At 73.1% G+C, this 17,922-nt stretch carries 13 protein-coding genes; 3 read left to right on the top strand and 10 right to left on the bottom strand.

Translation table 11 applies throughout. From position 1 onward, the window contains the following. From F4554_RS17210 to F4554_RS17220, 3 genes are read left to right on the top strand one after another with little or no spacing between them, the layout of a single operon-like run. Complete coding sequence (locus F4554_RS17210; RefSeq protein WP_179788468.1) at positions 1–2,871, top strand: DUF6519 domain-containing protein; 2,871 nt, start codon at positions 1–3, stop codon at positions 2,869–2,871. 10 nt (positions 2,872–2,881) lie between these two features. Further along, entirely contained in the window at positions 2,882–6,022 is a 3,141-nt protein-coding gene (locus tag F4554_RS17215) for an eCIS core domain-containing protein (protein WP_179788470.1), read from the top strand. Positions 6,023–6,041: 19 nt separating this feature from the next. Continuing rightward, positions 6,042–6,485: an SMI1/KNR4 family protein gene (locus tag F4554_RS17220; RefSeq protein WP_179788472.1), complete on the top strand. Its 444-nt coding sequence runs from the start codon at positions 6,042–6,044 to the stop codon at positions 6,483–6,485. Positions 6,486–6,501: 16 nt separating this feature from the next. Here the strand turns inward: F4554_RS17220 and F4554_RS17225 are convergent, their stop codons facing one another. The 10 genes from F4554_RS17225 to F4554_RS17270 form a co-directional block, all read right to left on the bottom strand. Beyond that, positions 6,502–8,292 (bottom strand): eCIS core domain-containing protein, encoded by a 1,791-nt coding sequence (locus F4554_RS17225; protein WP_179788474.1) that lies wholly within the window; start codon positions 8,290–8,292, stop codon positions 6,502–6,504. Further along, positions 8,285–10,255 (bottom strand): AAA family ATPase, encoded by a 1,971-nt coding sequence (locus F4554_RS33650; RefSeq protein WP_179788476.1) that lies wholly within the window; start codon positions 10,253–10,255, stop codon positions 8,285–8,287. The genes F4554_RS17225 and F4554_RS33650 overlap by 8 nt, the downstream gene beginning before the upstream one ends. Next, positions 10,252–11,514: a Pvc16 family protein gene (locus F4554_RS17235; protein WP_179788478.1), complete on the bottom strand. Its 1,263-nt coding sequence runs from the start codon at positions 11,512–11,514 to the stop codon at positions 10,252–10,254. Before F4554_RS17235 ends, F4554_RS33650 begins: the two co-directional genes overlap by 4 nt. Continuing rightward, positions 11,511–11,882, bottom strand: a complete 372-nt coding sequence (locus tag F4554_RS17240; RefSeq protein WP_179788480.1) for a hypothetical protein — start codon at positions 11,880–11,882, stop codon at positions 11,511–11,513. The genes F4554_RS17235 and F4554_RS17240 overlap by 4 nt, the downstream gene beginning before the upstream one ends. Before the next feature lie 698 nt (positions 11,883–12,580). Further along, a complete protein-coding gene (locus F4554_RS17245; RefSeq protein ID WP_179788482.1) occupies positions 12,581–13,300 on the bottom strand; it encodes a hypothetical protein in 720 nt (239 codons plus the stop codon). Positions 13,301–13,308: 8 nt separating this feature from the next. Then, entirely contained in the window at positions 13,309–13,830 is a 522-nt protein-coding gene (locus F4554_RS17250) for a phage tail protein (RefSeq protein WP_179788485.1), read from the bottom strand. Positions 13,831–13,841: 11 nt separating this feature from the next. Beyond that, the gene (locus tag F4554_RS17255; RefSeq protein ID WP_179788486.1) at positions 13,842–15,389 is read right to left on the bottom strand and encodes a phage tail sheath family protein; all 1,548 of its coding nucleotides are present in this window, start codon (positions 15,387–15,389) and stop codon (positions 13,842–13,844) included. A 117-nt stretch (positions 15,390–15,506) separates the two neighbouring features. After that, on the bottom strand, positions 15,507–16,367 hold the full coding sequence (gene nadE / locus F4554_RS17260) for an ammonia-dependent NAD(+) synthetase (RefSeq protein ID WP_179788488.1): 861 nt from the start codon (positions 16,365–16,367) through the stop codon (positions 15,507–15,509). A gap of 37 nt (positions 16,368–16,404) precedes the next feature. Further along, on the bottom strand, positions 16,405–16,662 hold the full coding sequence (locus F4554_RS17265) for a DUF6221 family protein (RefSeq protein WP_179788491.1): 258 nt from the start codon (positions 16,660–16,662) through the stop codon (positions 16,405–16,407). A 163-nt stretch (positions 16,663–16,825) separates the two neighbouring features. After that, a complete protein-coding gene (locus tag F4554_RS17270; protein WP_179788492.1) occupies positions 16,826–17,884 on the bottom strand; it encodes a Gfo/Idh/MocA family protein in 1,059 nt (352 codons plus the stop codon). Positions 17,885–17,922: the final 38 nt, after the last annotated feature.

Raw genomic sequence — 17,922 nt, forward strand, 5'->3', positions numbered from 1 at the left:
ATGCACGGAGACTTCACCAGGTGGACCCACCGCCCCGAGAACGGCTACCGCTCGGTGCTCCTGCAACAGGGCCGCATCCTGCTGGACGCGGACTGGAACGAGCAGACCGAGATCACCCGTACCCACGACGAGATCCGCACCCGCGACATCGTCGGCCGCGCCGGATGCGCTGCCGTGCCGTCGGGGCCCGGGCCGTTCGAGATCGTCGACGCGACGGGCGCGCCTCCGGGCGGCAAGGCGTGGGCGGACCTCACTCTCGGCGCCGGTCGCTACTACGTCGACGGGATCGTGGTGTCGGCGGAGGCCGACCCCGCCAGGCCGGCCGGCCTGGGTCCCTCCCTCGCGACGCAACCCTTCGCGAAGCTCACCGAACCCGGCGTCGGCCGCTACGCCGCCTACCTCGACGTGTGGACGCGGCAGGTCGACGCCGAGGAGGAGCCGAGTCTGCGGGAGTCCGCACTCGGCGGCCCCGACACCACCACCCGGGCCCAGACCGTGTGGCAGGTACGCCTGGTCGGTATCACCGACGACAAGACGTGCTCCGACCTCGCTGCCCGCGACCCCCTCGAGCGCACCGTCCCGCTGATGGTTGCTTCCCTGGAGGTCGCGCCCGACGACGCCGACCCCTGCGAGATCAGCGAAACCGGCGGCTACCGGCTCTTGGAGAACCAGCTCTACCGGGTGCAGATCCATCAGCCGGCCAGTGGCGACGACCCGGCGACCTTCCTGTGGTCGCGGGAGAACGGCAGTGTCGTCTTCGGGCTGGTCGGCATCACCGCGGTCACCGACGAACCGACCCAGGCCGTGCTCGACCTCGACCGGGTGGGCCGTGACGAGGCGCTGTCCATCGGCAGCGGGTCCGTGCTGGAGCTGACCAGCTCGAGCCGGGAGCTGTCCGGGCTGCCCGGCATGCTGGCCACGGCGGGCGCTCCGGTCGGCACCAGCGTGCCGGTCACCTGGCTGACCGGAGCGGTCGAGCTTGCCGACCTGGGGCCGAATCCCATCGTCCGCCGCTGGGAGGGCGGGCCGACCACGGTGGGCACCCGGCCGAAGACGCTGGAGGGCGGCGTGCAGGTCGCGTTTCCGGAGGCGGCGGATGCCCGGACCGGCGACTACTGGCTGATTCCGGCGCGCACGGTCCGGCTGGGGTACGGCCTCGACACCCCGGCCGGCACGCTGGACTGGCCGGTCGACGACGACGGCGATCCGGAGGCGCGGCCTCCGGCCGGGCCGGCGCACCACACCGCTCCGCTGGGCATCCTGCGGCGGCGCACGGACGACACCTGGATCCGCGAGTCCGACTGCCGCACCGTCTTCCCGGCCCTCACCGAGCTGGTCAGCCTGGACCTGCTCGGCGGGGACGGTCAGGAGGCCATGCCCGGTGAGGCGCTGCCGCAACCGGTGCGGGTCTGCGTCCGTAACGGCGGGCTGCCGGTGGCCGGCGCGCGGGTGGCGTTCAAAGCCTCCGACGACGGCACGCTGGCGGATGACGGGGCGACGTTCTCGGGAGAGCCGTACACCACGGCGACCGACGACGAGGGGGTCGCCCTCGCGCACTGGCGACTGGCACCGAACGGTCCCAGCACCCAGACGCTCACCGTGCACCGGCTCGACGACCACGATCACCGGCTGGCACCCGACGTGGTGGTCACCGGCCGGCTGTCGGTCGCCGAGCAGGTCGCCTGGACCGCGCCCTGCTCGGGGTTCGCGGACACGCGTACGGTTCAGGACGCATTGGCGCAGCTCGCCCTCACCCGCAGCCTCGACCTGCTGGGCGGCGACGGGCAGCACGTCTCCCAGGCCGGAGCGGTGCTCCCCCGGCCGGTCCGGGTGGCGCTCACGAGCCCGTGCGGCCCGGTCGGCGGCGCCGGGGTGGACGCCCGGGCCGGGGACGGGCTGGTGGCGCCCGGCGGCACTGCCGACGATCCGCCCACCGCCCTGCCACCCGGTGCCGACCACGAGGTGTCGACCAGCACCGGTGACGACGGGGTGGCGGAGTTCTGGTGGCAGCCGGTCTTCGACGCCCGCGGCAGCGCGGTCCTCGACATCGGCGCCGAGGGCGCGCCGACCGCGCTGAGGGTCACCGCACAGCTGGCGGTGGCCGAACGACGCACGCGCGGCCTGCACGTCGTCGCGGCCAGCTTCTCTGACGGCCGGACCGCCTTCCTCAACGACGATGTTGTCGCGGCCCAGGACCTCGCCCGCGGCCTGCAGATCACCCTCGACGAACGGGTCGTCCAGGACTCGGTGCGCGGCAAGCCGGTGGTGCGGGTGGTGCTCGACCTGCCGTGGCCGATCGAGAGCGACGGGACGCAGTGGGCGCCGATCCCGGTCGGCACCCGCAGCGTCGAGCTGGCGGCGGAGTGGAACGCCGACGACGACCGGATCTTCTGGCGCCCTGCGGGGCCGACCGCCGGCTGGCTGCTCCAGCAGCTCTGGCAGGTGCTGGACCACTTCAACCAGCAAGAGGTCACCGGACGCTTCGAGATCGACGGCTGGGCGATCGTGTCGGCCAAGGATCCGCGGCTCCACCTGAACGGGCATGCGGCGACGGTGGTGTTCAACGGGCGGACCATGCTGGTGCTGCCCACCGACGACGAGATTCCCGGCGGGGTGTTCCGGCAGTGGTTCCGGCTCCGCCGCGAACGGCCGCAGCCCGCCGAGGTGGAGGTGCCCGACGTGCTGGGCATCCGGCTCGACGAGGCCCAGGACCGGCTCCGCTCGGTCGGCCTGGGGTCGATGCCGATCTTCGAACCGTCCGTCACCGCGGCCGAAGGCTCGGTGGAGCGTCAGTTCCCGGCGGCGGGGGCGCAGGTGGCGAAGGAGACCGGAGTGATTCTCACGGTCTCCTCCGGCTTCGTCGACGGCTAGCGCGGTGGGTGTGGAACACGCCGCCCCGGCCGCCGCCGTCGGCCAGGGCGGCGTCGCCGGGGCGGCTGCCGTCCGCACGCCGGACCTGCTCCCCACCCCGCCTCCCGGATTGGTCCCCGGTCCCGGACGGACCCTGCCCACCGGTGTGGCGGCGGCACTGAGCGGCCGGCTCGGGTTCGACGTGGGCGAGATCCGCATCCACACCGACAGCGAGGCGGCTTCCGCCAACCGGCGGCTCGGCTCGCTGGCCCACAGCGTCGGCGACCATGTGCTGTTCGCCGCGGACGCCTACGCACCACACACGACCGACGGCCAGGCCCTGCTCGCCCACGAAATCGCACACGTCGCCCAGCAGCGTGCCGGACGCACGGATGCCGAGGAGGTGCTGGAACGGGAGGCCGGCGCGGCCGAGGCCGGCGCCGCGCTCGGCCCGTGGGCCCGGACCCACGCGTTCTCGTCCCCGCGGATCGGCGTCCACCTCCGGCCGGGCGACGCGGTGTCCATCACCGTCGAGCCGCACCCCGACGGAACCGCGCGCTTCACCGCCACGCTGGAGGGCGGCGGTACGGCCACCGCCGGCGGGACCTGCCGCGACCTGCCCGCCGGCGCGTACTGGGCGCAGATGCGGACCGCGACCCTCATCCTGACCCACGACGACGGTTCGCCGATGCCGCGTTCGGACCTCACGTTCGTTCCCGACAACGCCGGCAACCGGGCCTTCCTGCGAGCAGTCACCCGTACGACCGACCCGATGCGGTTCACCGTCACCGCGACCGCGGCGGCGTCGGGCGGCGGAGGCGGTGCGACGGCACCCGACCAGTACGCGGACCAGCGCCGGCAGCTCGACGAACTGCCCGACCGGATCAGGGCGGTGCTGTTCTCCTCCGACACGCATGCGACGCCGCCGCGTCCGGAGGACTACACCACGCTGCTGCGGATCGCGGCCAAGCTGGCGACGCTGACCGAGGAGGAGCTGGCCGAGTACGCCGAGCGCACCACGCGGGACACCACCGACGCCACCGCCTTCGAGTCCAGCGTCGACGCCTTCGTCGCCCGGATGGAGGCACGCCGGGCCACCCTGCGCGAGGCCGACGACGCGACCGCCGCGCTGACCGGCATGGACCAGGTGTACGAGATGTACCGCAGCTGGCAGGCCGGCCTGCTGATGGGCGGCCCGCCCTCGTGGATCGCCGGCTGGGAGGCGCAGGCGACGGCGGACCTGCCGGCGACCGCGGCCGGCACCATGAACGAGCTCTACCTGCGGATGCGGCGGGCCATGGACCCGTACGGCTACCGCAACCTGGCGGCGTTCGAGACCGCGTTGGCCCGCTTCCTGGCCGCCTTCCGCGAGACGGCGATGGTCAGGGCGAGCGAGCTGCTCGACCGGTACGAACACGTGCTGCGCCAGGAGCGGGAGCGCTACTCCGCCGGCGGTGCGGCGCTCACCTCACTGAACACCGACCTGGCCGGCGCGCGGACCACCTTCTCCGCGGCCGAGGTATACCGGCGCGACGCGCTGGCGGCACACAGCGGCTGGGATCCGGAGAGTGTCTCCGCGTCGTACGCGGCCGGCGCGGAGTACCGGCGCCGGCTCGGCGCCGGGCGCGCCGAGGTCCACGCCCTCGCCGACACCAACCCGGTGCTGGGCTACACCAACGCGCCCGTCGACGAACTCGCGCGTACGACCGACGAGGCCGGCACCGGCCGGGTGCTCACCACCTACATCGACGACAGCCTGACCAAGGTGGCCAGTACCCGCGACCGGCTGCGGGGCAACCACGAGATCGTCTTCCGGCTCGACACCCTCGTCGCCCGGACGAAGGCCCAGCTGGGCATCGACGACACCTCGATCTGGGCGAAGATCATCACCGACCACCAGGCACCCACCCTGGACGACGTCGAACGCGACCTGATGCTCGGCGTACTCGGCCTCGCGCTCGGGGTGGCCAGCGGCGGCAGCGCGGTGGCCGCGGTCGCCGCGCTCGGACTGTCGTCCTACATGGCGCTGCAGACGTACGAGGACTACGCGCTGCGCAACGACGCGTACGGCGCCCAGCTGCTGTCGGAGGAGCCCTCGCTGGCCTGGGTGGTGCTGGCCGTCGTCGCCGTGGTGGCCGACCTGGCCGTCGTCGCCTCGGTCATCCGGCCCATCCGCCCGGCCCTCCAGGCGTTCCAGCGCACCGGCGACATCGGCGCGCTGGAAGCCGAGCTCAGCGGGGTCGAGGAGAGCATCCGGCGCAGCATCCTGGCCCGGGCCGAGCTGGAGCTGCGTGCCCGCGGCGGCTGGGACGCGATCTGGGCGAAGGTCGTCCCGCCGGGCGCGGCCCGGGCCAGCGTCTTCGGGCTGGACCTCCTGGCCGAGCAGCTCGGCAAGGTCGTCTACTCGATCCAGCTCAACCTGCGCCGTGGCTTCAACACCTTCACCAGGTGGCGGCTGACCCGAGAGGCGACCGACCTGATCGGGGAGATGAACGCCCTGACCCCGGCCCAGCTGGCCCGCGTACGCCAGCTCTACAGCCAGGGCGTGGAGAACCTGCAGCGGATCACCAGCCACGGCCGCCGGCTCGGCATGACCGCGGAGGAGGTGGAGGCCGCCGTCCAGGGCTGGGCCCAGCGCGGCACCGGAACGGTCGACGACGTGCTGGCCGAGATGACCGCCTCGCGGGCGGGCCGGCCCGCCACCACGGGTGGTGCCTGGACCCCGCCGAAGAGCTGGAACGGGCCGGCCAACCACGGCCGTTGGTCGGGGGTTCGGGGCAACTCCGGGTGGATCGACGACCGCGAGAGCGTCATCCGCATCGTCGGCAGGCAGGCACCCGGTGGCGAGGCGAACCCCATCCCCTTCCACCAGGGCGAGATCGACTTCGGCCGCTGGGCGCAGGGCGAGGTCCAGGTGCCCGGGCTGGTCGGCGACCACGCGACCGACATGGCGAGGATTCGGCTGGCCATCGCCGAGCGGCAGGGGCTCGTACCCGATGGCAGCCGCACCCGCCGGATCGAGGCCGCGCTGGAGTGGCTGCGCAACGCCGACGACGGTTTCGGCGGCAGGGGGCTGGCGCCGCACCACGCCGGTGGCAACCGCGTCCAGCTGGTACCCAAGGACCTGCACCGGGTACAGCACACGGACGTGGGAATCTACGACATCGACTGAACGGGAGAAGGAAGTCACGGTGGCGTACGAGGAGCTGGAAGCTCACCTGCTCGCCCTGGGTGCACGGCCTCGATCCGAGCCGCTGCCCGACGAGACGTGGGCGGCGGTGGGGCTGGCGCCCGGCGACGTCCCACCGGTCGCACGCTGGCTGCTGGACCACTTCGCCGGCAGCACGTTCGCCCGCGGCGCGCGGCTGGTCGACGGCGACCGGGTGGTCGACGAGCTGGGCTGGCTGCTGGACGGCGAGGAACTGGTGGCGGCGTACGAATCCACCCGGGACTGCCTGCCCGCCGCCGTGCTGCCGTTCGAGGACGACGGCGCCGACAACCACCTCTGCCTCGACCTTGCCACCGGGCAGGTGCTCCGCCACGTCCACGACGCCCCGCTCGACGGCCGGCACCTGGTCCCCCGGGCCGACTCCCTGGAGTCCTTCCTGGCCGCCCTGCGACCCGGCGAGGACTGAGACCGCGACCGGGCTGTCAGAGGATCCCGGTGGCCCGCACGTCCTGGTAGGCCTGGAACACCAGGTCGCCCCAGTCCGGCACCAGCGAGTCGTCCCACGGCGTCGAGGTGTACTCCGACCCGAGCGCTCGGACATTGTCGTCCGGCCACGTGCTGGGGTTCCCGGCGTACGCGCCGAGGTTGATGCCCGGGTACTGCGCGGCGGTGTTCGGCAGCGAGGCAAGCGACAGACCGGCCGCCTGGTCGGCGATCTGGCGGATGTACCGCGCCACCGCGAAGATGTTGTACTCCTCCGAGGCGAGCAGGTCGGCGGTCGCGAACTGCCCCGGCCCCGACGTCCGGTTCACCCCGAGCCGCTGGCGGGTGTCTGTCGTCATCAGGTCCGCGAACAGGTCCCGCCGCCGTGCCGTCGAGACCACCACCTGGCCCAGGCCGATGGAGCTGTTGTGCTGGGCCAGCCTGCTGGTCGCACTCTGGTAGTCGGCGGCGTCCTCGGCCTGGGACTGGTCCCGTTGCTCGGTCAGCACGAAGGCCGCCACCAGCGCGCCGGTGAGGTTGTGCGCCCGGGCCGCCGCCTGGAACACCTGCGCCCGACTGGGCAGGTTGCCGGCGTAGGAGTCCGCCTCGATGGAGGCGATCGGCCGCCGCAGCAGGAGTTCGGCCTGCTGGCGGCGATGGGTCGGCGACCAGGCCGGCGTGCCGGTGCTGGCCGGGCCGGTCAGCGGGTTCTGGTACGTCGCCAGCGTCGATCTGTGGCCGGCCGCCATCAGCACCTCGTCCTCGACCGGGATGCTGGGCAGCCCGGGAGTGCGGTAGAAGGTGCCCTGGTAGCTCTCGGTGGAGATGATGCCGGTGGCCCCGCTGCCGGTGAACGGCTCGGTGAGGAAGCCGCCGGCGTTGACCCCCGTCCGGGCGGTGCGCCGGGTGCCGACGACCGCCGCCTCCAGAGGTGCTGGGTTGAAGGCCGGTGCCGCGGTGGTGACGCCGTGCCGGCCGAGGAAGTACTGCAGTTCCGCACCGGTCCCGAGTCGTCGCAGGTACGGCTCGACCAGAGCGCTGGCCGCGGCGTTGAGGCGGCCGGCGCCGAGGATCTGGTAGAGCCGCCGCCGGTTGCCGCCGGCATCGATCCGGTCGAACAGCGCGTCGAGCATGCCGGCTCGCCGCAGGTCGACGATGGTGGCCGACAGGTCGGAGTCGCCGGCCAGCCGGTCGAGGATGCGGCGCTCCTCCTCGGCGGTCACCGCCCAGTCGTTCAGGGCGTAGGAGAGGTCGAACTCGACGTCGTCGGAGACCGGAGTACGGGCCACACCGTGTGCCGCCTCCCGCACCGGACCGGTGGGCAGGCCGTGCCGGGCCAGACCCGCGACCCGGGTCGCCTCCCGCTCCGCGGCCGGGCTCGCGGCGGAGGTCGGGCCTGCCAGGGTGTCCGCGCGACCGGCCCGGCGGAACTGGACGACGTGGGTGAGCTCGTGGCCGAGCAGGTGCTCGTCGAACGTGCCGCCGAGGGTGATGTCCTCCCCGACGGTGAAGGCCCGGGCCCGCTGCTCACGAGCGGCCGCCTCCGCCTCCGGGCCGGTGTGCAGTCGTACCTGATCCAGCGGCTCGCCCAGCCGCGCCTCCCAGACCGACCTGAGGGTGCTCGGCAGCGGCCGGCCCGGTTCGTGGACCGCGACCTCGGCGAGGTCCCAGTGCGCCCGGCGGCTCGGCAGCGATGCGCGGCCCGGACGGGTGAGGGCAGCGCCGACCGCCGCGTCGGCCGGTGCGCGGGCCGCGGTCGGCCGCGGGCCGACAGCGGAGAACTCAGGCATGTCCGGCCCTCCGTTCCGGAAGTGCGGCCAGTGTCCGTCCCGACTTGGCCAGCTCCCAGCGGGCCGCCTCGGTGACGTGCCGGGTGGTGATCGGCGAGCTCTCCTCGGCGGCGAGGTAGGCGGCGGTGAGGGCGGCCGCGGCGATCCCGCCGCCGGGCAGGTCGATCGCGGCCAGCCGGGCGGGGTCGATCCCGTCGGTCGGTGCCGCGTCCGGGAAGGCCCGCCGCCACAGCGCGGCCCGCAGCTCGGCGTCGGGATAGGGGAAGGCGACGACGGTGTGCACCCGGCGCAGGAATGCCGGGTCCAGGACGGAGCGGGCGTTGGTGGTGAGAACGGCCAGCCCACGGAAGGCTTCCATCCGCTGCAGCAGGTAGCCGACCTCGAGGTTGGCGTACCGGTCGTGGCTGTCGCGTACCTCCGACCGCTTGCCGAACAGCGCGTCGGCCTCGTCGAAGAGCAGCACCGCCCCGCCGCCCTCGGCCGCGTCGAACAGCGCCGCCAGGTGCTTCTCCGACTCACCGATGTACTTGCTCACCACCTGGCTGAGGTCGACGTGCACGAGGTCGAGGCCGAGGTCGCCGGCGATCACCTCCGCCGCCAGCGTCTTGCCGGTGCCACTGGGGCCGCTGAACAACGCGGTCGTGCCCAGCCCGCGGTCGCCGCGGTCGGCGAAGCCCCAGTCCCCGAGCACCCGGTGCCGCTGCCGGACGGCGGCGCAGAGCGCGCCCAGCTGACGGCGTGGCAGGGCCGGCAGTACGAGGTCGTCCCAGGTGGCGACGGCGCTGCGGACCTGGGCGAGTCGTCCGTACGCCGTCCGTCCGGCTCGCCGGCAAGCCGACCACAACGGCTCCCCGCCGGCCACCTCCGCCGCCACGCGCGGCAGCGCGTCCCAGTCCAGGTCGAACACACCGGCGACGCGGGCCACCTCGGCGGGGTCGGCGGCACTGCCCGCGCCTGCCTGGTCCAGGGCGCCGGCCAGTGCCGCGGTCCGCTCTGCCGCCGTCAGCCGGGGCAGGCGGACCGGGGTTCCGGTGAGGTCGGACGCCTCCACCTGGCCGACCACCACGACCGGCCCCACCAGCCGCGACAGCTGGTCGAGGAGGACCCGGGCCTCGGCCCCGCCGAGCCCGTCGACGTCGACCGCCCACCCGTAGCCGGCGAGGAGCGTCTCACGGTCCATCCGGCGCAGGAGCTCGGCCCGGTCGCCGCCCGCGCCCATCAGGTCGGCGCCGCTCAGGCGGAGCAGCGGCCTGTGCGCCGACGTGGCGGCGAGCCCGGCCACGGCCCAGGCGGTCCCCGGCTGCGGGCCGGTGAGCAGCGCGACGGTCCCGGCCCGCCAGGCCGTCACCACCTCGAGCGCCGCGGCGGTGAGCGTCGGCGGCAACTCGTGGACAGGCGGGACAGGCCGGGCCAGCCCAGCCACAGTGGCGTCCGGTTCGCCGGCGCCGACGATCTCGTGCAGCACACGTTCGTCCACCATCAGTGGGCTCGCGGTGGGCGACATGGGGTCGAGCAGCCGGACCAGACCCCAGCGCCGCAGCGGCGCCAACGGAGTGAGGGCGCTCCAGTGTGCGCCGGGCAGTACGGCCAGCGCCGCGCCGAAGCTCAGCCGCGGCGCCCCGGTGTGCGCCAGCAGTTCGTCCGCGGTGGCGGCCACCAGCTCCGGTCCGGCCGCCAGCACGAGAACCGCCCGCTCGAACTCGGTGAGACCGCAGGCCGCCGCCAGCCGGTCCAGGCGGGAGGGGACCGTCGCACGGAACGACGTCGCGGTGCCGGAGTCGGCGTCGCTGTCGCCACCGTTGCCATCGCCGTCACCGCGGACGAGGGATCGCAGTCCGGCCAGCTCGGCGGCCAGCCGGTCCCGATCGGACCAGAGCGGTCCCGGCCCGGCCCGGTCCGCGCCGCCTCGGCACACCAGGCCGAGCGGTGCCGTCGGGCCGGACCCCGGGCGCGGCGCGCTCACCGCGAGACCGCCGGAGCGCCGTACGTCTCCCCCACCAGGCTGGGCACGCTCTCCGCTCCGGCGACCTCGATTCGGATTAGCCAGCGGCCGGCGCCGACTGCACCGGCCGGCAGTTCGACGACGTCGCGGGGCGGCGTGCCCGGAGCGGCCGGCGGCACGTCGTACGACAGCCATGCGGGCGCTCCGGAGCTCCCGCCGGACAGCCGGTTCAGGCTCACGGTCGCCGGCTGACCGGGCCGGATGGCCGGGACGACGCGCAGCCGCAGCACCCCGCCGGGGCCGTCGGGATCGATGCTCACCCTCGGCCGGACGAGCACGGGCAGGGCAGCGGAGCGAGCCACGACCCGGGACGGCGCGCCACCGGCGCCGGGCGGTTTCCGGTGCAGTACACGGACCAACTGGGCGCCGACACCTACCCCGTCCGGCACCTCGACCACGACCCGGTCGGGCGCCACCGACGCGGGCACCACCTCCGCCGCGCCGAGCTCGACCAACGTACGGGCGCCCGCCGCCTCGCCGCGCAGGCCGGACCCGGTGAGCAGCAGGCGGGAGCCGACGCACAGCGGGACCGTCGCGTCCTCCGGATCCACGGCGACCAACCGCGGCGGGGCCAGCGGGCCGACGCCGACGTACCGGGCCCGAACCGGCAGGGCCGTTCTGGCGGACACCTGCGCCTCCAGCACCACCATGGTGGCGGTGTAGGTGAGCGAGGGCAGGTACGCCGTCCCGAAGATGCCCCACACCTTGGACAGCTCCTCCAGGGTCAGGCTGGCCGGCGCGAACTTCACCAGGTCCGGCTGCTCGGCCAGGTCGACGTGGTCCAGGAAGTCCAGGCCGTCCTGGTCGCGGTAGGCCGCGAGTGCCGCCTCGATGACCGGCCGGGTCAGCGACGGGGTCACGGCCAACCCCAGCACGGCCCGGGCCAGCAGGCGCTGGTCGTCGAGGGCTGCGTCCTGGCCGTAGCCGGTGATCAGGTAGTGCAGGTCCAGCGCCGCGGCCGGCCGCGCGGCCAGGCTGCCGTCCGGGCGCCGGGTGGGCAGGTCGTTGAGAGCACCCGAGTGGTTCGGGGTGATCCGGTAACAGAACACGTTGAGGCCGGCCGGCGGGTCGTCGCCGGTGAGCAGTTTGGCCAGCGCCTGTGGCCGCAGCGTGGTCACGGTGGCGCCGCTCACCGCACCGGGTTCGGCACCGGTCAGGCTGCGCTCCAGGATCCAGCGCAACCCCGTCGTCGCGGCGGCCACCGCCAGACTGTTGCTCATCGCCTGCCCTCCCGTCGACGGGCCCGGTACGCCGCGTGGTCGACGGCCGGCAGCGCCGGACCGGGCTCCGGCTTCGCGGCGGGGGTGGGCGGGACGATCTCGACCCGGTCGATGCGGACCTCGACGACCTCTCCCCGGCGGGCGGCGGTGGCACCGCGGTGGCCCGCCGGGCCACCCACCCGTACCCGGGCCCGGTCCGCCCCTTCCAGGGCCACCTGACCCGGGCCGGAATCGGACCAGCCGACCGGCGTACCCGGCGGCACCAGGCCGCGCTCGACCAGGGCCGGGAGGACGTACGCCGGCAGCAAGTCGGTCGGCAGGTCGGCAGGCAAGGCGTCGGCAGGCAGTGGGTCGGTGGAACCTTCCACCTCAACCGCCTCGCCTGGTCCGCGCCCGGTCGGCACCGCCGGAGCGGGGCCGGGTCGCGGCGGTCCGTCGCGGTCCGGGGCGACCGGCGACGGGGCGCTCGGCAGCGGCCTGTCGAGCTCCTGACGCCGACCGGAGCCGGGGCCAGGAGCCGGTTGCCGCACCTCGGCGATCCCGGGAGTGTGCGGAGCGACCGCGTGGTTCGGCCGGCTCACGGATGCGGCGACAGGGGACGCGGCCACAGGAGACGCGGCGACAGAGGCCGCGGAGCCCGCCGCCGGCGGTCCTTCCCCGTGGTCGTACGAACGTCGTCCCGGACCGGTGGCTGTGAACTGTGGCGACGAGTGCGACGGGCGCGTCAGGTGCGGCGCCCGTGGCGGCTGCTCCTGCACGGCCGATACCAGCGCCTCGGCAGGCGGGGTCACCGGCCGGTTCACGTCCCCTCCCGGAGCGGACCTGCGGACGACCTCGGCCGTGAACGCGCCGGCCTCCGGCCGGCCCGCCGGTCCGTGGAGGTGGTCGTGGAGGCGGTCACCGGGAGGCTCGGGGGCGTCGGCCCAGCTGGACTCCTCGACCGGATCGGCCCGCCAGGGAGCGGAGCTCGCCGTGATGCCGCGCGGCTCGAACCTGGACCCGAGCCGCGGCCGAAGCCCCGCCTCGGTCCCGCCGGCCCGCGCTCCCATCCGGGCGAAGAAGCCGGTCACGAAACGACCAGCTCTCGCTGTGCCAGCTCGAGATAGACCGCCCGCCGGGCCGGGGTGAGCGCGAGCACTTCCGCCTCGGTCCAGCCGTACGCCCGGGCGAGCGTCGCCACCTCGGCCAGCCGGTCACCGGCCCAACGATCCAGCCGTGACCAGCCGAGGGCGGCGACGTCGAGCCCACCGCGCACCGGCGCGCCGCAGGCCGGGCACCGCGCGGAAACGACGACGCCGGCCGGCCCGGCCAGTCGTTCCGACGCCACGTCGAGCAGGTCCAGATCGCCGGCCGGCAGATCGGCCGCCGCCACTGCCGTACCGTCGGTGCGGCGAACGGTCCGGGCAAGCAGCGTCGCCGCCGGGTCCGGCGCGGCGGCCGCGGCGACCAGGTCCCTGGTGGTGAGAGCGCGCAGTTCGTACTCCCGCGACCCGGAGACCACGCACGTAACCTCCGACGTCCCGGCCCCGGCGAACACGGCCAGGTCGAGGTCGACCTCGAGCGCCTTCCCACAGCTCGTGCAGTCCATGACCATCTCCGCTCGGTCGCCGAACACGGACCGATACAGGTCGAGCAGGGCGGCGTCGCGCTGTGCCAACGGCGCGTCCAGCGCGTTGACGACCAGTCCGAGCCGGTCCACCAGCATCGCGCCCCGCCGCTGTCCCGACACCGCGGCCGCCGCTTCCCAGGCGTCCAGCAGGACGGCCGCGGTCAGGTTCCCGGCCATACCGCGCCCTAGGGTTCGACGAACGACGGCTCGGTCGGCTCGACCACCGCGTAGTCGCGCTCCCAGCCCTCGTTCTCCAGCTTGATCGACTGGATGGCGACGGCGTTGGCGTTGGCGTCGAGGTCGGGCAGGGCCTGGAACTCCGAGACCCAGCAGCGGTACACCTTGTAGGCGAGCACGACCTGGCCGGCCTCGTTGTAGACCTCGAGGATGATGTCCTTGCGGAAGTCCTTGAGCGAGGTCTCCGCGCCCAGGCCGGAACCGAAGTTCCACACCTTGTTGGCCCACTGCTCGAAGTTGGCGTCGTGGGTGACGCCGTGCTCGAGGGAGATCGCCTCGTACTCCGTCCTCCCCGGCGACTTCCGGCTGCTGCTCGGGTCGCCGCCGCTGCGGTGCTTGACCACCTCGGTGGTCCGCTTGAGCGCGCCCACCTTGCTCACACCCGCCACGTAGCGGCCGTCCCACTTCACCCGGAACTTGAAGTTCTTGTACGGGTCGAACCGCGTCGCGTTCACGCTGAACTCGGCCATGATCTCGTCTCCTACCCGGCGGCTTCGGCGGTCTTCTGCTGGATGGCGATGACCACGAACTCCGCCGGCTTCAGGGGCGCGAAGCCGACCTGGACGTTCACGATCCCCCGGTCGATGTCGTACTGCGTGGTGGTCTCCGCGTCGCAGCGGACGAAGTACGCGTCGCGCGGCGTACTGCCCTGGAAGGCCCCCTGGCGGAACAGGTCCTGCATGAACGCCCCGAGCGAGGCCCGGATCTGTGACCAGAGCGGCTCGTCGTTCGGCTCGAAGACCGCCCACTGGGTGCCCCGGTAGAGGCTCTCCTCCAAGAAGAGCGCCAGGCGGCGCACCGGCACGTACTTGTAGTCGTCGGTCAGCACGTCGGCGCCGCGGAGCGTACGCGCGCCCCACACGACCGGCCCGATGACCGGGAAGGAGCGCAGGCAGTTGACGCCGAGCGGGTTGAGCTGGCCGTTCTCGCCGTCGGTGAGGGACGACGCCAGGCCGGTGGCGCCGGTGATGCCGCCGTCGATACCGGCCGGGGCCTTCCACACACCGCGCCCGGCGTCGGTACGCGCCATCACCCCGCAGACAGCGCCCGACCCGGCGAACTCCGCGCTGTTGCCGCCGCGGAGCGGATCGGCGCGCCGGATCCGCGGGTAGTAGACCGCGGCGTTGCGAGTGCCCGGCCCGGTCAGCCCGACGCTGCCCGCCCACGACTTTGCGGCCGACAGACCCTGTCCGGCCGGCTGGTCGACCACGAGGAAGGCCCGGCGGTCGACGCAGTAGCCGAGCGCCTCGGCCCACAGCGCGTCGGGAACGTCGCCCTCCGGTGTGGGCGGAGGCAGGCAGAGCAGGTTGAACAGGTCGGCCTTCTCCAGGGCGTACAACCCGCGTTTGTCGGCGAGGAAGTGGTCGCCGGCCGCGTTGTCACCGAGGTAGTCCGCCAACTCCGGCGGGTCGCCGTCCGCGACCGAGGCCGTGGGGGTGACGGTGCCCTCGACCGGACGGGCGCCGCTGGGCACGCCGACGGCGCGGACGAAGCGCGAGCCCGCCAGCACGACGTCGACCCTGCGTGGGCCGTCCTTCACGGTGACGTTGACGAAGGTCTCGTCGGCAGCGGCCGAACTCGCGTCGCCGCGAATCTCCACGGTGAACAGGTCGTCGGCGGTGATGCCCCCGCCCTGACCCGCGGCGACCTCGTCCCCTTCCGGGCCGGGGTGGTGAACCGTGACCGACATGGTGTTCGCCCAGGCGCCGGGCCCGACGGCCGCCAGGGTGACGTCGCCGAGGTCGAACTCGGCGGTGCCGGCGCCGCAGCCGAGCCGGACGACAAGGGCGGTCGAGCCGCCGTTGAGGTAGAAGTCGCGGACCGCGTAACCCAGGCCGCTTCCTCGCCACAGGCCACCGAAAGTCCGCTCGAACTCGGCCCAGTTCGCCACCTGGACGGGCTCGTCGACCGGCCCGCGGGCCGCCCGGCCCACGAACGCGGTGATCGAGGTGGCCACCCCGGTGACCGCGCGACTCCCGCTGGGCACCTCGGTGATGTACACCCCGGGATGAGTGATGGTTACCGCCATGCCCGCTCCTTCGACGTCAGCGGCCCCAGTTGCCGCCAGTTGCCGTCATCTGCCGTCCTCACTGTCGGCAGTCCGCGTCATCGGTGCGTCACTCGGGCGTCACGCAGGAGTGGGCTGTCAGGGCCTGGGGTCGGCGCGCCACCAGTCGTCGAGCGGGGTGACCGGGACGGTCCGCTTGTGCCGGGTGGCGAGGTAGGTCGACTCCACCTTTGCCGACACCTCCGACGTGACGTCGACGCCTTCCAGGTAGTCGTCGATCTGGGCGTACGTCAGACCGAGCGCCACCTCGTCGGGCAGTGCCGGACGGTCGTCCTCCAGGTCGGCGGTCGGCACCTTCTTCCACACACTCGCCGGCGCGCCCAGCTCCTGCAGCAGCGCGGCACCCTGACGCTTGGTCAGGCCCGTCAGCGGGGTGAGGTCGACTCCGCCGTCTCCGTACTTGGTGAAGAAGCCGGTGACCGCCTCGGCCGCGTGGTCGGTGCCCACGACGAGCAGGTTCAGCTGCCCGGCGACGGAGTACTGGATCACCATGCGCTCGCGGGCCTTGATGTTGCCGCGAACGAAGTCCCGCAGGCCGGGTTCGGTGCCCAGGAGTTCGCGCAGGCCCGTCGCCGACTCGGCGGCGACGGCATCCGCGCCGGGCTTGACGTTCACGGTGATCGAACGGTCCGGTTGAACGAACTTCAGTGCGACCTGCGCGTCGTCCTCGTCGGCCTGCACGCCGTACGGCAGCCGCACCGCGACGAAGGTGGCGTCGCGCCCCTCGGCCCGCAGTTCCTCGCAGGCCAGCTGGCACAGTCTGCCGGCAAGGCTGCTGTCCTGGCCCCCGCTGATCCCCAGCACGTATCCCCGTGCCGGAACCGACCGCAGGTAGTCCTTGAGGAAGTCGATCCGTTGCCGGATCTCGACCTTGGGGGTGATGGTCGCCCTGACGCCGAGCTCGGCGCGGATCTGATCACGTAGATTCGCCACCGGCATAAGGTACCGGCCATCGCGCGAACGGCTTCGCAGTGCGTCATAGACCGGGATGCCACGCGGGGTCGTAGTCGGGATGCTGCGAGTACAGCGCCGCGAACCGCTTCACCACGTCGAGCAGTACGTCGGAGTCGACACCGCTCGCTGTTCGGTACAGCCAGACCAGTCGCCGCCGGACGGTGCAGACCTCCAGGGCATGGTCGAGCTGAACGTCGCAGTGGTCACGGCGATACCCGACGTGGGCGACCGTCTCGTCCGAGTCGAGCCGGTTCAGCAGGAATTCGTCAACCTTCGGCATTCCGGCACGTTACGCGACCCGTCAGGTGGCGCCACCGCACCGAAGTCCCGGTCCGAGGAGTCTTTGGTCCCGCGCCGCGCGTTCGATCGGCCAACGTCGGGGGCGCCCGCCAGCGGCTTTCCGCTCACGAGCGCCCCGACATCCAGGTCTGCTTACCGAAGGGTCAGATCTGTACTTCCTTGCCCTGGGCGGCGGAGGTGTAGACGCCGTCCAGGATCTTCATCATCTCCGCGCCCTGCCACGCCGGCGCGACACTCTCGGCCTCGCCCAGGCAGGCGGCCACGAAGTTCTCGATCTCGTTGCCGAAGCCGTCGTCGAGGTCGAACGACTCGAACCCGATCTGCGGCGTCACCTTCAGGAGCGTCTCGTTCTTCTCCGACGCGATCTGCAGCTTGGGTTCGAGGTCCGCCCCGCCCTTGTCCCCGTACACCGAGACGTTGAGCGAGTCGCTCGTCGCGTGCAGGGAGAACGAGGTGTCCATGATCAGCGACGCGCCGTTGTCGAACCTGATCAGGGCGTTGGCCATGTCCTCGACGTCGTTCTTCGTCGGGTCGTAGTCGGCCACCTGGTACCGCGGCAGGGTGGTGATGTTGGACCGGTTGCCCAGCTTCTCGTAGGTGTTGGCACTGACCGACGTCACCCGCGGCGTCCCCATGAGGTACCAGCACAGGTCGATCACGTGCACACCGATGTCGATCAGCGGCCCGCCGCCGGAGATCGCCTTGTTGGCGAACCATCCACCGGGGTTGCCCATCCGGCGGATGCAGCTGGCCTTGGCGTAGTAGATGTCACCGAGGTCACCGGCGTCGATGAACGACTTCAGCACCCGGCAGTTCGCGGAGTGCCGCCGCACGAAACCCACCTGGACAACGCGGTCGTGGGCGTTCACCACGTCCTCGAGCCGCTGCGCCTCGGCGTAGGTGCGGGTCATCGGCTTCTCGACCAGCACGTGCTTGCCGGCCTCGACCGCGGCGATGGCGAGCTCGGCGTGGGTGTTGTTCCAGGTGCAGATGCTCACCGCGTCCACGTCCGGGTCGGCGAACAGTTCGGCCGCGGTGCTGTAGGACCTGGCGGCTCCCCACTGCTTGGCCACGGAGGTGGCCCGGTCGGCGTTGATGTCGGCGACCGCGACGAGTTCGGCGCGCGGATTGCCCTGGTAGGCCTTCAGATGCAAGGCGGCGATGCTACCGGCCCCGACGACGCCGATCTTTACCTTCTGCATGACTCTCCTTGGGTGGAACGGTTCTTGGCGTGAACGGG

It is taken from the genome of Actinopolymorpha rutila, from assembly GCF_013407855.1.
GTDB classification, from domain to species: domain Bacteria; phylum Actinomycetota; class Actinomycetes; order Propionibacteriales; family Actinopolymorphaceae; genus Actinopolymorpha; species Actinopolymorpha rutila.